We start from the raw sequence: 14,102 nt of genomic DNA on the forward strand, positions 1-14,102 counted from the left end.
CCAAGTTGAAGGGACTGAGCCCCGTTCAATACAGGGCTCAGTCATTGGCAGCTTAGCGGCCCAGTCCAACTGTCCAACTTTCGGGGGTCAGTTCATTGAGAGGGGCTTTTCGCACATGCGCTAAAGTTTCTGCTTTCGCTTCTGCTGCCCGAAGAATCGGCGCAGGTACGAGCTGATCTTCGCTTTTGCTTCTTCCTCAGGAAGACCCATCCAAGCCTCCAGGCGGTATGGAAGATCGGGGTCTCGGCAGTCTTTGTGGAGCCTGCCCAGGTAGGCGCTGCCCTTCTCAGATATCGTATAGCCTAGGAGAGAGTGCTCTACGATTGGATTTTCCCGCCTGATCTCGACGAGCCCAACCTCAAACAGCTGCGTCATCATTCTCCTGCGGCTCAATACAGACCCTAGACCGTGAAGCATCCAGAATTCGCTGGGTGCATGCCGGCCGGTGCCCGGCCATTGCTGCAGCCTCTGATCTACGTCCTCAGTCTCGACCCACTCCTGCTCCTGGAGCCAATACAGCGCCTGCAGCATGTACTTGGACATGTTGTGCTGAGGGTGCCGGCCGCAGACCGACTGGTATAGCTTACCCAGCACAGCTGAGGAGTTGATATCGAAGTTATAGTCAAAGAAGCGCTTGATCTTCCCTGGGGAGATCTGGCGCTCATATCCTGTCGAGCCGGATTGGAACATGTTCGCGAATCGATCACGTATCAGCTCTGGAGGGTAGAAGAGCAGGCCCTCGACGATGAAGAGCTTCTCCTCAATATCTGCCCCACCCAAGGTGGTTACGAGTTTCCAAACCGCCCAGGCATTGATGATGTTCTGGTCAGGCGCCAGAATGACCTTTTCTGCCCTGGCGAGCAGTTCACTGACGGCATTCCTATCACACGGCGGCAGACTGGTGGTCTTACCTTCAACGCAACGGTGAAGCCGCATGTACGCCTCTGGGCCATCTTGGTCGAGAGTCGGCCTGACTGCGTACTCCGGCTCCAGGAGGATGGGAAAGCTTGCATACTTGAGGTTGCGTGGATAGCTGGGGGACAGCGAGAAACGTGCAAGCCCGGCCAGGTACAGTACTTCTTCGCCAGCAAGGACGTCGACGAGCGCGGAGGCAATTTGTGTAGAGCAATACCATTTGTCACTGACGATCAGGATCATGTCCAGGCTCCAATGCAAGGAGTGGTGGGTATTTGCATGGTTAAACCATGGACTGGGGCGCAAGGTATCCGCCCCACTCCCCCGCGTCAATATCCGGGGAAATGAGGCGTTCGGTCACTTACCCTTGAGGATCTTCGCCGTCACGGTGCCGTCGGCGAAAACGAGCTCTGCCTTGCCGGCTTCTCGTAGCTGCGCAGCGGAGGTCATCACAACCCCTTCAGCACTCTTCACCATGGCAAAGCCACGGTGGAGCAGCACCAGGGGATTGGTCTTCTCGAAAAGCTGCCCGGCGAACTGCAGCTTGGCGCGCTCCTTTTCCAGCAACATGCAGAGCTTCAGCTGGAAGGTGGAGACCGACTGCTCGATACTGGCCCTGTCTTTGGCGCAGGCCTGCAGCACCAGTCGATGGAGGCTGTTGCCGGCGACGAGCAGGCGCTGGCGCTCACGGTTGAGGATCTGCGTGGCAGCAGCCTGGAAGGTGCTGTCTGCCTTCATCAGCGTAGTCTTGTGCGTGGCCACCATCTGTTCGATCCGGTTCTGCACCCTCTCGATCTTCTGGCGGGCCTTTAGGGCCTCATCTTGCAGCGCCGCCCGGATACCCCCGATCACCTTCGACGGAGTGTCGAAGGACTTCTTCGCGATGAAATCCAGGACGCACTTGTCGATCTCATGGCCAATGCCGACGTAGACTGGCGCCGGGAAGCGACAGACCCAGGCGGCAAGGTTCCGGTCATTGAGCCAGGCCAGATCGGTCTTGGCGCCGCCGCCCCGGATAATGCAGACAACATCGTAGGGGACAATCTGGTGTTTCTCGTGCACCTCGCGAAGAGCCTTCTGGATGCTTTCCCCGGCCGTCGGGCCCTGGAAGGTGGCGGAGAAGTAGGTAAACCGGCAGACACCGTGTTCGTCCAGAATCTTGGCTTCGCGCTGGAAGTCTGCCAGGCCGGCGGACTCGTGCGGTGCAATCACCGCCACGCGCCAGAAGCTGATCGGGTCGGCGTGCTTCTTCTGCAGGTCACTCCAGCCCTTCTCTTTCAAGGCTTGGAGGATCTCATTCATCTTGGCCTGCATCTCGCCGACGGTGAAAGTCGGGTCGATGTCAGAGATCGTAAGGGAGAATCCGTACTGGGCGCTGAAGTCAGCCTTCGCACTGATCAGCAGCTTCATCCCTTCGCCTGGCCGGCCGCCCACTGCGCGCTGCCACTTCTGGAGCACAGCCGGCGCTACGGTCTTGAAGAGGCTGCCCCTGCACTTCGCGACTTCACGGCCGTCCTGCATCTCGACCAGGTCGAAGTAGACGTGGCCATTGGGCTGGTACTTCACGTTCGCGACTTCGGCAGTGATCCAGCACGGGCTGGGCATTGCCGCCTTCATGAAGGCTTCTACCTCACCAAGGTAGGCACTCAGTGACCTCGGCTGGTTGACCCCCGCCACGCGCTGCGCTGGCCTGCTCATCAGGCCTCCGGCTTGGCGAAGATCTTCTTGACCGATTCCTCGATCTTGTCGAGACGGGAGCTGCAGAAGGTGGTTGCCTGGGCAAAGGCCTCGGCGGTTTCGACCATCTCGTCCATGGTGACTTCGTTGCGCTCCAGTCGTTGCAGCGTCGAGTCGATGACACCCATGTTGTCGGTGTAGCTTTCGCGGGTCATGTTCGGGGATTCCCTAGTGCGTTAAGCTCTTGATAATGGCTCTTTTACTAGGAAATTCCAAGGCCGGAGCCCCTCTCAGCCGAGGGAAACGTCCGATTTAGGGGCCATACGCTTCGCCTGGCGCTCCAGTATGAAACTGATGGGCCTGCCCTTGCACTCGATGTTGCAGATGAGCTTCTTGCCCAGCTTGAGTGCGGCCAGGTAGCGATGGTGGCCATCCTCAAGTTCCAGGACACCCTCGGCGTTGATCGAGACGTCCACCGGTTCGGAAAGATCGACACTACGCACCCAGGCCATGCCACCGTCATCGAATGTCGCCTGGGCGAACTCCAGATCCCCTGGGTACTTGATCTTAATCTGGGTAGCCTTGAGCTCCACCAGATCCCCTGAAGCGTACCCCCAGGCCAGCCTGTCCAGGTCTGCGATGTCCATCGCCTGCAGTTGCTCTTCGGTGTACTGGGTCATGATCGCCTCCGGGTTACCATCTCAGTGTGCCATGTGCGACAGGTCTAGCGCACACCTGATAGACTTACAGTTCAACCAAGGGCCTGTTCCGATGTTTACCCGCACTCCAGGCGTTCAAGTCGTTCAGCGTTTCCCGGCCAACCTGGTCGGGCGCGACTTCTTCGTCACTGACGTCCATGGCTGCTTCTCGCTCCTGGAAAAGCTACTCGCCTCTGCCAACTTCGACCCAGCTGTCGACCGTCTCTTCTCGGGCGGAGACTTGGTAGATCGCGGCCCCGAGTCCATTCGTGTCCTGGAATGGCTGGCCAAGCCGTTCCTGCACTCGGTACGCGGAAACCACGAGCAGCTGGTGCTCGAAGCGGCCGAAGACGGCCCAGACAGAACCGGCGTCCACTACAAGCACGGCGGTAAGTGGTTCCACCAGCTCCTGGAGAACGACGAGTACGCGACCATCTTCGAGATCGTGGAAGCGCTCAGCAAGCTGCCAATGGCCATCGAAGTCGCCGGCCAGAACGGCCAGCTGATCGGCATCGTGCACGCCGAGTGCATGCTCTTCGACTGGAAGCGCTTCACCAACGAGCTTGAGAACGCGGCCAGCGCTGAGTACCTGAACCAGGTTGCCCAGGCGGCTATGTGGTCGCGGCGTAAAATCGAGCTCAAGGAAGACGACGTGATCACCAGCGTCGACCGCATCTATGTTGGTCATACCCACGTGGACAAGCCTGTGGTTCTGGGCAACACCCATTTCTGCGACACAGGCGCCTACGACGGCAAGTACCTGACCCTCACTGACCTTAACAGTGGTGAGGAATGGCAGGTGAAGAGCGACTTCAAGTTCGTGCGAGAAGAGCCTTCGTTCGATCCCTGGAGCCGCTAAGGCCCCTTCTCGCTTCGTTCCCTGAGGTAAACCAGTGCCAGGCGTTCCTCGCTTGCTCGTCATCATGGGCGTCAACTACTGCGCCCTGCAGCTGACGATTTCGATCATCGGCCGCTGGGTCGAGCCAGCGGTGCCGATGCTCATGGGCGTTCGTCCGGCGCAGGAGCCAGTCCTGGATGGGATGTTGGTTGCCGTGCTCGTCGGCGCCGTGGCATTTGTGCTGTTCGCTGCCACGTTCAGCTGGCTGTGCTTGAGCTTCCGAAGCCGACGCTAGAGCGCGTTGACCTAGCTCCGAGGTGCCGATACTATTCCTATCGCGTCTATGCATCCGGGAGACGGCTACTAACCGACTTCCAACAAAAAACCGTCCCTAGTGGACGGTTTTTTTGTTTCTGGCCTGGGCAGCGAGATCAGTCGGCCGAAGCCTCCAAAGGCAGCTTGGGCTCAACCAATGCTCCCTCCCCCTTGGTGTAGGCAATCACAGCATCACCAATGACCTGTGGGCTGGCGCCGCTGCGAGCCATCGAAGAAAGCATCGCCAGGACTCGACTTGATTCCCGGTGCACGCCGACGCGCTCAGCAGCTTCTGCAACCTGGAGATCGTAGACGCCATTGGCGAAGGAAACGATCTGGCCTTCAGTTAGCTTGCACCCTTTGGGAAATATCTCGTCCGCCAGGTTGAGTACTTTCTTGGTATCCATCCATTCCTCCAGAAACGACAAGGGCCCCGTAGGGCCCCTGAAGTTACATCAGCCGCGAAGCGTGTGCCACATTCGCTCGCCGGCACTCATCGCGACCACCAGCACCGCGCCCATGGCAAAGCCAAGAACGATGGTGACAGCAGGGCTTGCCAGGTACTCCAGCATGGTACCAACAGAGGGCACAGCGGCGGCCCAGTGGTCGAGCTCGTGCATGGCCTCACCCAGCTTAGGCAGCGCGTGAACCACGATGCCGCCACCGACCAGGAACATGGCCACCGTACCGAAGATGCTCAGGAACTTGAGCACCTTGGGGGCCAGGCTCACCAGGAAACGGCCAACGGCCTTGGTACGCTCGCCGTCTTTCTTCATCAGGGCCAGGCCCCAGTCATCGAGGCGGACGATGGCGGCAACGATGCCGTAGACGCCAATGGTCACAAGCAAGGCGACCAGCACCAGTACCGCAAACTGCTTGATCAGCGAAGCGCCAGCGACAGTACCCAGGGTAATCACCACGATTTCCAGGGAGAGCACCAGATCGGTACGCACCGCGCCCTTGATCTTGCGCTTCTCGTACTCTGCAGCACCCAGCTTGGCTGCTGCCTTCGCTTCTTCGGTGGCATCAGCATCGTCTTCGGCATGGCCGGTGCTGAGGAAGTGGTGAAGAACCTTCTCGGAGCCTTCAAAGCACAGGTAGAGGCCGCCGAGCACCAACAGGGGCAGAATCGCCCAGGGTGCGAATGCGCTCACCAGAAGAGCGCCAGGCACCAGGAATGCCTTGTTGATCAGCGAACCCTTGGCAACCGCGTACACCACCGGCAGTTCCCGGTCGGCGCGCATGCCGTGGAGTTGGTTCGCAGAAACGGCGAAGTCGTCGCCCAGGACACCACCCGCTTTCTTTGCGGAGGTTTTGGCCAGAACCGCAATATCGTCCAGAAGAGTAGTGATGTCGTCGATCAGTGCAAGCAGGCTAAAGCCGGCCATTAAAAGCTCCGCAGAGTAATCCGGCACATGCCGGGCCAACAATTATCCACAAAAGGACAACAACCTCAAGCGAAATCATCATGCCTGCATTTTATTGCTAAATGACGATTCTCTAGCTCCCCTGGTTTTGGTCTAATCCTTCAATACGTCTACGTAGGGCCCAAAGCATGCCAGCTCCCACCGTATCGCCAGCCACTCGCAACCCAAAGGCCATGAGCCTTAGACAACTGCTCGAAGAAGATGATGAACTGCCAACGAACAATAGGCGGCAAAATAAGGGATTGATGGAAAATGAGCAAGTAGCTATCTCTCCGCTGGGGATTGAGGTTCAGCGGGCGCTACAAGAGCTTGGCGTGGGTAGTAACCAGGCAGTCATATTCACACGCAACCTGCTTGAGGGCATGAGGTTTAACGAGGACGATGAAAACCTAGATCATGCCCCCTCTGTTGAAGCTAGGGAAAAACTCAAAGAAATGTCCGAGAAGCAGCTAAATTTTTGCTTCAAAGGCACCCCTTTTGAGTCGGCTGACTATGATTTACTTGCCGATATGCCTATTGCCGATATCGGCCCCCTTGCCGTTGACTTGGTAAGGCTCCTAACAGACTGTGAATTCGCTCATAAAGCAGCAAATATTGCTCTTTCTATGAGGAAAACATTCTTAACTGTTAGGGAGGTTGTTGAGAATATAGCCCCCATCCATGCCTTTTATGAAGAGTATGCTCTACGAGAAAAGACGAATCACTCTTGGAAGTGGACAGATTCTTCGATGGAGCTCTACAAAGAGCTAAAACAAATTGTACTTTTGCTGCCAAAAAGCCTGAAGGAGTTGTACAGGGGCGAGTCTGAACTCCATGCTGATATCGATGAGCTTCTGGCTGAGGTAACGTCAAGAGGGCTTAGCCTAGGCCATATTCACGACTACGTTTCGTTGCGGCTCAGTCTAGAGAACACCTGTTTCTACCCTTCTGACAATCAAGGGCAATGGTGCGTTAAGCTTCTTAAAGCTTTCGTTGCCGCCAGAGATAGGGTTAGACCTGATGGATGGGCTAATCATCGAAAGGAATACATGCACTTCTTTAGTGAGGCAGCTCTCGGACTAGCCTTATTTCCGCTTCTGAGGTCAAACAAATTGACCTCTCTCCTAATCTATTGGCGGGATGATGTGATGGCCGAATCTATTCAGGCCATTTTCACCTGCCATTACCTCGAAACCTCCTTTTCGAGGATCGAGATTAGGGAGCTATTTGAGTCAAAGTATGATCGCTTCAGTTGTTCTGAGCGAAATGAGATCCTGGAGAGCTTCCACTCCTCCAGAGGGATATCTGCTGTAAGTAAAGCTCTAGTGCCTTTCAAGACTTTCGACCTTGGAAATTCAGCAAAGAACAGCGAGTGGTTGGATGATGATGGCGAAAGCACTACTGTCAGCACATACAGAAAGTTGATATCCCCCGAATCACTAAATAAGCTTGACCATCTAGATGAGCTGTTCCCTGAGTTTTCGTCCGTCACCAGGAAGGTCAGGGATCGCACCGTTTTCTCGGTGAAATTTGGCTTGCACTTCAAGATGCAGCCACTCGTTATCGTGGGGCCTCCTGGGCTTGGAAAGACGCTCTACCTCAAGGAGCTCAGCAAGGCTCTGGATCTTCCCAAGCTGGCAATCCATGCCGGGCAAATCACCTGCGGGTCTCTTTTGTTAGGTTCGCAGCCTACCTGGTCGAACACTCAGCCTGGGTTGTTGGTCAAGGAACTCGTCAAGACGAAAATCGCTAACGGCATCGTGGCCTTCGACGAGCTCTCTCAACTCCCCCATGAGGTCTACCGGAACGGTCTCAGCCCACTCATGGCGCTGCTTTCTCTACTGGAAGCTGATGAGGCTCGGGACTATATCGACGCATCCACTCGTACCAACTTCGACCTCAGCTGGTTCTCGTGGATTTTCACAGCCAACGACGTCTTGAACCTGTCACCCCTGCTGCTTTCCCGGCTCGATGTGGTTCATGTCGATGCACTGAAGCACTACTCGGCCCCCTCCACGATTCGCAACATCCTTGAGCTGACCTTGGATCGGATGGAGCTTAAAGGTCGAATTGAGGTTGAACTCGATGATCTTTGCTGCCAGGTAGGACTGGAGTTCCTGAACAAGAAGGGCCAAAAACGCCGAATTGGCAAAGCCCTGGAGGACGCCATCTCGGCAGCGGCGCTAAACACCGAGCCCGGCGCGCCGGTCAGGATTACCAACTCACTCTTTTACGAGATGCTCCACCCTCGACGCAAAGACCTGACCTTCGGTTGAGGTTCCTCGGCGGGGCATGGCATTCTTCGAGGATAGCCCCCTTGGTAGGACGCCAATGCCCCGTATCCAATGCCCAGAATGCCAATCCTCAGGTGAGGAAGGCGTATCACCGAGTTGCTCCTGCGATGTCGCTCCTAATCGCGGCACAGTAACCAGCATTTGGCCCTACCTGATTGGTCTCATGCTGATCGTGCTCCTTACTGCGCTAGTGGTTCAGCTCAACAAAGGCCCAGCGTCTCCCATTCAGGTTGACGAAGAGGCTGCTGAGGACTCGCCTACTCCCACCCCCTCGCGTCCATCCTTGTATCTTTCCGACTCGGCAGGATCTACCGAACAGGCAGAGGCTGATTCTGAGCCACTTCAAGAAGCGGGGATCAGCGATCAGGATGAAGAAGGCGCCCCTGGCTGGCAGTACGACTCGGATGCCAACGGTGCCGAGCTTGCGACCCTCCTCTCGAACAACTCCATCCAGGTCGGCGGTGACAGCGGGCCAATGCAGCAGGCAGTCTTGCAGCTACGTGAGCACCCAGGCCATGGAAAGGACGCGATCTTCTACGTCCCCGGCGCCAGCGCATCCTGCAGCACCAGGTGCTCTCTCCACGTGCGCTTCTCGGCCGGCAAGGTGAAGGACTTCACCGCCTATGCCGGCGAGGAAGACGGCCAGTCCCTGCTGATCATCCGCGACTATGGCGTGTTCCTACCGATGCTCAAGCGCAGCGCCGTCGTACAGATCGACGCTGAACTTCAAGGACACAAGCCGGAGACCATGTCCTTCAGTGTGGAGGGCCTGAGCTGGCGCTAGGGCCCCTAAGACTTCACTGAAGAGCGGCGACGATGGACAGGTACTTCGCTTTGAGTTCGTCCTTGTTCGCACCGTAGTGCGCCTCTCTGTGCTCGTTCGGGCATAGGGCAATCATGTTGCTCGGGTGGTCGTGCCCACCTTCACTCACTGCGACGATATGGTGGGTCTCCAGGTAGCGGTGACCGTTAGCCTTGAGGAAGCCAGGTTCACTGCAGCTTTCGCAGTTACCTTTCGAGCGGATCAGCACCTGGCGTCGGCACTCAGGGTCACGCTCGTAGACCATCGCGGTCTTCTCAACCCGTTGTGCAGGGGCGTCCTCGAGGTCGACGATGAACTGGTCATCGATCTCAATGCCGTAGCTTTGCTCGGTGATAGCCGGAAGCGCTTCCTCAACCAGATGGGAGGACGGCTTTGGGCCGCGCGCGAGCGTCCAGGTCAAGGTAGCCTGATCGAAGTCCTTGATGTGCCAGAGCACTGAATCCAGTTCACGAGCCTTCACACTGTCGGCTTCATTGCCATCAGTTTGGTCGCCGGCAATGATCGCTACGTGGAAGGTTCCTGCGCCGTTGAAGCACTTGAAAAGAATCGAGTTCAGCTCCATAGCCTTCTCGGCCCAGTCTCTACCTCTGGCCTGAAGACTCTTTGCCTGCTCCCGGTATTTGCCCCGCAGATCACGATAGTTCTCACCCATTGCACGGTAACGGGTAGCTTTTTCGGTGAAGCTTTCCCGATACACGATCTCGTCGCCACTGCATGCCATGTTTCGATGCCACAGGTTCAGCAACGCGACACCTGTGCTCTCGTCGTAGTAAGCCCAGCGATCATTGTATGCGGTGTTTGTGGCCGGGTTATCTCTGACCTTCCCTTCCTTGACGCCCCAGTGGGTCACATCCATACCGAGGCCCACGAGGAGGTCATAGACACGACTCTTCCCCCTCGGCTGCAAAGACTCGTATTGTTCGTGAATGTCCATGTGATAGCTCCGTGCCAGCGAGGATGTAAAAGCTACAACCCGGCCACAGCGCCAGCAAGCACATCGTGGTTCAAACTTTTCTGGCCTATGCCGCCGACGGCCACCGAAGCTGGTAGGATGGCCTCTTGACGCCAAGGAGAGCGATTTCATGCTCAAGAAGATTTCCTCGTTGATCACCTATGTACTCGAGGATGGAAAGCTCAAAGCCGTAGATTCGGTGCTGGATGCAGCAGAGTGGGAGCTACGAAACCCCACTGCCAAGTTCATCCTGCACAGCACGATTGAAGGCGGCGAAGAACCAATTGAGCTCTCAACTGTTTTCATCCCCATGCAGATCTTCCCAGGGGAAGAAACCCCACTGTGCTTCGAGACAGCTATCACCTCTGGCGAATTCATAAGGCTGGCCAAGTCCCCTTCGGTAGCCAAAGCAATCGAGAGCCATGACGCTGCAATGAAGGCCCTCCGCACAGCAAACCCAGACTGCAAAGCCACCAAACAGTTTGTGCGAGGACAGATAGTCCTTGAGCTCCTCCCAAAGGAGAGGGAACTGGCGGATCAGATTCGAAAGGATCTTTTGGTCGAGATTCTGCAAAGCGTCCCTGCTCTGCAGGATCGGCAGGATCTGACGTTTACGTTCTACATGGTGAAGTACCACGTACACTCGACCCACATTGGCGAGGTTTGGCTCAACTACATGGACTCTTGCCCATTGATCGTCGCCTTCGACGTTATCAAGACGAAAAATGGCGAACACCCGGCATACACCTACTTCACCGGTTTCGATGCAAGGCTGGACGAATACAACCCCGATGAAACGCCTATTCTCTTCAAGACGAGATGCCCAGGGCTGACGGAGCACGAGAAGAGTTACTCAAGCATTCAGGATGCTTGGCAAGGACACACGAAATTCGTCAATGAGCTGAGTACCTACCTCCAGGGCAAGCCATAAAGACCTGGCCACCACGATCTACCTTCATCCGGACACAACAAGAGACCAACCGAATGAGCGAATCGACTGACCTTTCGGAACATCAAGAGCCCCTCCTCCTCAAGGAAGGTCAGTCCATGGATGTCAGTGCCCTGTGGGTCTACGAGGAGTGGGAGCGTCATAACCCCATCAGTCGTTTGCTTCTCAATACCCAAGTTGAGGCCGCCGGCCAGCACCTGCAGGTGAGCACAATTGCCCTCGGCGACATCATGCTCTTCAGAATGGGTTCATCGGATGCGCCGACGATCATGGAGACCATGATCCTTTCGGAGGGCGGTGCCGAACCCATGGGCCGGCGGCACTCACTCGAAGAAGGCGTGCAGCTACACGACATGACCATCAAACGACTGCTCGAAGCGAACCCGGACGCTCAGGTCAAACAGACGTTCCTGAAGGGGCAGCCCGTACTCACCCTCAACACCACTCAGCTGGAGATCGCGGACAAGATCCGAAGCTCCCTGCGTGTTGAGCTGCTCCGCGACCTCCCCATCGTTCAGAACAAGGATAGCCAGGGCTTCCTGCTCTACATGTCGAACGGCGACGTCGGGCAGATGCGCAATACCAATGCCTGGATGAACTACATCGAGTCGTGCCCTCTGCTGATCGCATTCGACGAGGTGCAGACTGAAAAAGGCCCGGTACCGGTCTACACCTACTTCACCGGCTATGACCCGCGCATGGCTCAAAGCCGGGATGAGATCGAGCCAATCATCTTCCGCACCAGGGCGCCTGGCCTCACCGCCGAAGAGCCTTCCTACAGCACCTATGCCTCCGCCCTAGAGGGGCACGCGAAGCTGGTCAGCAAGCTCCAGGACGGAGTCTGACAGCCAGCTCGCGGGCTGCCCATCAGGGCAGCTCGCCCCCGAGCATCCCAACCAGTATCAGCCCGAAGAAGGAGCCTACCGCAGCGATTGGCTTGTACAGATAGTCGTGTGCCCAGCGGCCGGCAGCCGATGTCGTGGTGAACTTGATCGAAACGTCGGCCTTTTCGGAACACGAAGGCAGTGATAGCTCTTTGTCCTCAAGCGACGCCTCCTGGAGTTCGCTGCAGCCCTCGGTGTACCTGACGAGCACCATCTGCACGTTTTCACCGCTTCGTTGCAGCGCAAAGCGAACGTTCTCGTCCTCGTCGACGAACCCCCATTTCTGGTTCGGGAGCAGTGCCAGCTCGATCTTGCTCAACCAGGGCCTGACTAGGACTTCCAGGTTGAGGTAGAGGCAGTCGTCCCGGCTTCCACTCCAACACTCAGCTGCGCCGTACCGGCCGCTTCCAATCGTGCGCTCCAAGTCGATGGTCGACTCGACTGCTGCCCGTACATAGGCCTCCCTGGACTCCATTGGGATCGGTTCGGCCGCCTGGACGCCACTGCAGGCGGTGATCGCACACAGCACCAGGCCAAAAAGCTTGGCCAACGTCATGCCAGGAGCTCGTTCGGAGCCTCGATTTTCACCCAGTCACCGCGCTTGAGCTCCTCGGTGATCGGCCACCCCATCATCTTCTCATCGAGGGGCTGCACCAGAAGCGCGGCCTTCATGCTGTATTGTCCGCCCCGTATTCGACCTTGGACGCCGGTAGAGCGGTGCTCAATGTGGGTGCCGATCTTGAACCCCGTGAAAGACTCCAGCAGCGCTACTTGTTGCGCGATGGCCTTGTCGGAGAGTTGATGCATCTGCTTGATGAGCTCATTCCTCTTCCCCTCCATCTCGTCCTTCACCACCTGGAGAAGCTCCAGCTCCTGGTCACTCAACAGCCCACGGCGCGTGTGCTCGACATCGTAGTCGAGCCACTTCTTCAGTTCGGCTGCTTCTGGGCTGTTGTAGGCAGGGAAAGGCAGGAGGGCCCCTTCATCCAGCCCCTGGTCAGCATTGAGCTGGCGGTGAAGGTTGGACGCGAGGCGCAGCCCCTCGGGAAGCTCCGTCAGGGCCTTCCACCCGCCCAGGTCGTAATCGACCTCACCGACTACATAGAGCACCGGTATGTAGACCGGGCCACTGTAGTCCCCGATCTCCAGGATACTTACCCACCAGCTGTTTTGAACAACGCCGCCCGCATCCAATCGGCCCATCAGCTCGACGTTCCCCGGCTGGTAGAAACTGTGCACCGCGTAGTAGCCACCCTCGCGACTGATCAGCGCAACCAGCTCCAACTCCCGGTCGGTGCCGATACCCTGACTGAACGATGCGTCCAGGCCTTCGAACGCCATCCACTTCTGCAGGCACTCCTGCAGGAACGGAACGCCGCCTTGGTAGACCCAGGCACCAAGGTGAGTGGCCCTGTCTGTCCGCTTGCGCGTCTCGTAGGTCAGGCAGATGTCGTGGCGGGCCCCCTTCTCAGCGCACGCAGCGCCGGCCTCACCAGCCACCACCTGCTCCATGAATGAGTTGATCTCGAGCATGTGCGCACGGCGGGCTGCGTCAATCTTCGAATATGCTTCGTGCAGGGTTACGTGCTCGGCAGGCTGGTTGCTGAGATGGATAGGCTGCTGTTCCACTGGCTGGTGATTCCGGTCGAAGAGGTAATGGAGCGTCAATTTACATGAAATTGCAGACAAGTCACCCAACTCATTAACCTGCAATTTCTCGTAAATACATTGACGCAAACGCCTGATCTCCTGAGAATCCATCCACCTTTCTGGTTGACGCCTGCGCGAACCATTCGATGACACGTGCCTGCATCCTGTTCCCCAACTCCCTTAACTACCGCTGGCGCTCGGGCATCCGAGTCAACAACGACGGATCACCCGATGCCCTGGGATTCGAGTTGGCCAAGGTTTGCCGTAACATCGTCCACGGTGCCGACAGCATCCAGGTCGTGCGCATGAACGATGGCCTGGCTGGAGCTCCGTTCCGGGTGTGCAAGAAAGAACAACTGTCGGCCATGGTTCTCGGCATGCTGTTCGCCCGCTGGGATGCGATCCAGAGCGGAATCGTAAGCGAGGATGAGGAAAACATCGTGCTCGGCCTGCAGATGCGCTTCTCGCACCTCCAGTTCGAGAGTGTCCCGGAACTCTACCTCGATAGCCGGGCCCGCGAGGGTTACAAATACGTGGTGGCCTTCAAGGACTATGGCTTCGAGGTCTACGGCAAGCTTGTGGCGCGCCGGCCCTGGATCGAGATCCACAACGAACAGGGCCTGCTCATCGAAGGTTGGCCAGAGGATGTGATGGAGTCTTGCGGACGGCTGCGCAACGGCGACTCTGCCGCCTAAACGCCC

Annotated in this window: 16 protein-coding genes; 7 read left to right on the forward strand and 9 right to left on the reverse strand. The window is 57.2% G+C overall.

Annotation, left to right across the window (positions count from 1 at the left end; genetic code table 11):
• Positions 1-120: 120 nt before the first annotated feature.
• The 4 genes from HNP46_RS00005 to HNP46_RS00020 all read right to left on the reverse strand — a co-directional run bounded on the left by HNP46_RS00005 (position 121) and on the right by HNP46_RS00020 (position 3,272).
• Positions 121-1,158 carry a hypothetical protein gene (locus HNP46_RS00005; RefSeq protein WP_184585470.1) on the reverse strand — a complete coding sequence of 346 codons (1,038 nt, stop codon included), beginning with the start codon at positions 1,156-1,158 and terminating at the stop codon, positions 121-123.
• Positions 1,159-1,272: 114 nt separating this feature from the next.
• Positions 1,273-2,613: an exodeoxyribonuclease VII large subunit gene (gene xseA / locus HNP46_RS00010; protein WP_184585471.1), complete on the reverse strand. Its 1,341-nt coding sequence runs from the start codon at positions 2,611-2,613 to the stop codon at positions 1,273-1,275.
• Positions 2,613-2,807: an exodeoxyribonuclease VII small subunit gene (locus HNP46_RS00015; protein WP_184585472.1), complete on the reverse strand. Its 195-nt coding sequence runs from the start codon at positions 2,805-2,807 to the stop codon at positions 2,613-2,615. Before HNP46_RS00015 ends, xseA begins: the two co-directional genes overlap by 1 nt.
• A gap of 75 nt (positions 2,808-2,882) precedes the next feature.
• Complete coding sequence (locus tag HNP46_RS00020) at positions 2,883-3,272, reverse strand: ParB/Srx family N-terminal domain-containing protein (protein WP_184585473.1); 390 nt, start codon at positions 3,270-3,272, stop codon at positions 2,883-2,885.
• Positions 3,273-3,363: 91 nt separating this feature from the next.
• On the opposite strand from HNP46_RS00020, the gene HNP46_RS00025 reads away from it, so the two are divergent.
• Positions 3,364-4,149, forward strand: a complete 786-nt coding sequence (locus HNP46_RS00025; RefSeq protein ID WP_184585474.1) for a metallophosphoesterase — start codon at positions 3,364-3,366, stop codon at positions 4,147-4,149.
• Between the two features lie 52 nt (positions 4,150-4,201).
• Positions 4,202-4,423, forward strand: coding sequence for a hypothetical protein (locus HNP46_RS00030; RefSeq protein ID WP_184585475.1), 222 nt, complete (start codon positions 4,202-4,204; stop codon positions 4,421-4,423).
• A 136-nt stretch (positions 4,424-4,559) separates the two neighbouring features.
• Here HNP46_RS00030 and HNP46_RS00035 read toward each other — a convergent pair whose 3' ends face one another.
• Positions 4,560-4,850, reverse strand: a complete 291-nt coding sequence (locus HNP46_RS00035; RefSeq protein ID WP_184585476.1) for a hypothetical protein — start codon at positions 4,848-4,850, stop codon at positions 4,560-4,562.
• 48 nt (positions 4,851-4,898) lie between these two features.
• Positions 4,899-5,831 carry a DUF808 domain-containing protein gene (locus tag HNP46_RS00040; RefSeq protein ID WP_184585477.1) on the reverse strand — a complete coding sequence of 311 codons (933 nt, stop codon included), beginning with the start codon at positions 5,829-5,831 and terminating at the stop codon, positions 4,899-4,901.
• A 167-nt stretch (positions 5,832-5,998) separates the two neighbouring features.
• On the opposite strand from HNP46_RS00040, the gene HNP46_RS00045 reads away from it, so the two are divergent.
• The gene (locus tag HNP46_RS00045) at positions 5,999-8,125 is read left to right on the forward strand and encodes an AAA family ATPase (protein WP_184585478.1); all 2,127 of its coding nucleotides are present in this window, start codon (positions 5,999-6,001) and stop codon (positions 8,123-8,125) included.
• A 181-nt stretch (positions 8,126-8,306) separates the two neighbouring features.
• Positions 8,307-8,927 (forward strand): hypothetical protein, encoded by a 621-nt coding sequence (locus HNP46_RS00050; RefSeq protein ID WP_184585479.1) that lies wholly within the window; start codon positions 8,307-8,309, stop codon positions 8,925-8,927.
• A 13-nt stretch (positions 8,928-8,940) separates the two neighbouring features.
• Here HNP46_RS00050 and HNP46_RS00055 read toward each other — a convergent pair whose 3' ends face one another.
• Positions 8,941-9,900, reverse strand: coding sequence for an HNH endonuclease (locus HNP46_RS00055; protein ID WP_184585480.1), 960 nt, complete (start codon positions 9,898-9,900; stop codon positions 8,941-8,943).
• Positions 9,901-10,048: 148 nt separating this feature from the next.
• Between HNP46_RS00055 and HNP46_RS00060 the strand changes: the two genes are divergently transcribed.
• Complete coding sequence (locus tag HNP46_RS00060; protein ID WP_184585481.1) at positions 10,049-10,849, forward strand: hypothetical protein; 801 nt, start codon at positions 10,049-10,051, stop codon at positions 10,847-10,849.
• Between the two features lie 53 nt (positions 10,850-10,902).
• Positions 10,903-11,712, forward strand: coding sequence for a hypothetical protein (locus HNP46_RS00065; protein WP_184585482.1), 810 nt, complete (start codon positions 10,903-10,905; stop codon positions 11,710-11,712).
• A 22-nt stretch (positions 11,713-11,734) separates the two neighbouring features.
• Here the strand turns inward: HNP46_RS00065 and HNP46_RS00070 are convergent, their stop codons facing one another.
• Both HNP46_RS00070 and HNP46_RS00075 read right to left on the reverse strand, forming a co-directional pair.
• A complete protein-coding gene (locus HNP46_RS00070) occupies positions 11,735-12,307 on the reverse strand; it encodes a hypothetical protein (RefSeq protein ID WP_184585483.1) in 573 nt (190 codons plus the stop codon).
• Positions 12,304-13,512: a hypothetical protein gene (locus HNP46_RS00075; RefSeq protein ID WP_184585484.1), complete on the reverse strand. Its 1,209-nt coding sequence runs from the start codon at positions 13,510-13,512 to the stop codon at positions 12,304-12,306. Before HNP46_RS00075 ends, HNP46_RS00070 begins: the two co-directional genes overlap by 4 nt.
• 35 nt (positions 13,513-13,547) lie before the next feature.
• Between HNP46_RS00075 and HNP46_RS00080 the strand changes: the two genes are divergently transcribed.
• A complete protein-coding gene (locus tag HNP46_RS00080) occupies positions 13,548-14,096 on the forward strand; it encodes a hypothetical protein (protein ID WP_184585485.1) in 549 nt (182 codons plus the stop codon).
• Positions 14,097-14,102: the final 6 nt, after the last annotated feature.

It is taken from the genome of Pseudomonas nitroreducens, from assembly GCF_014204515.1.
Classification (GTDB): Bacteria; Pseudomonadota; Gammaproteobacteria; order Pseudomonadales; family Pseudomonadaceae; genus Pseudomonas; species Pseudomonas nitritireducens_A.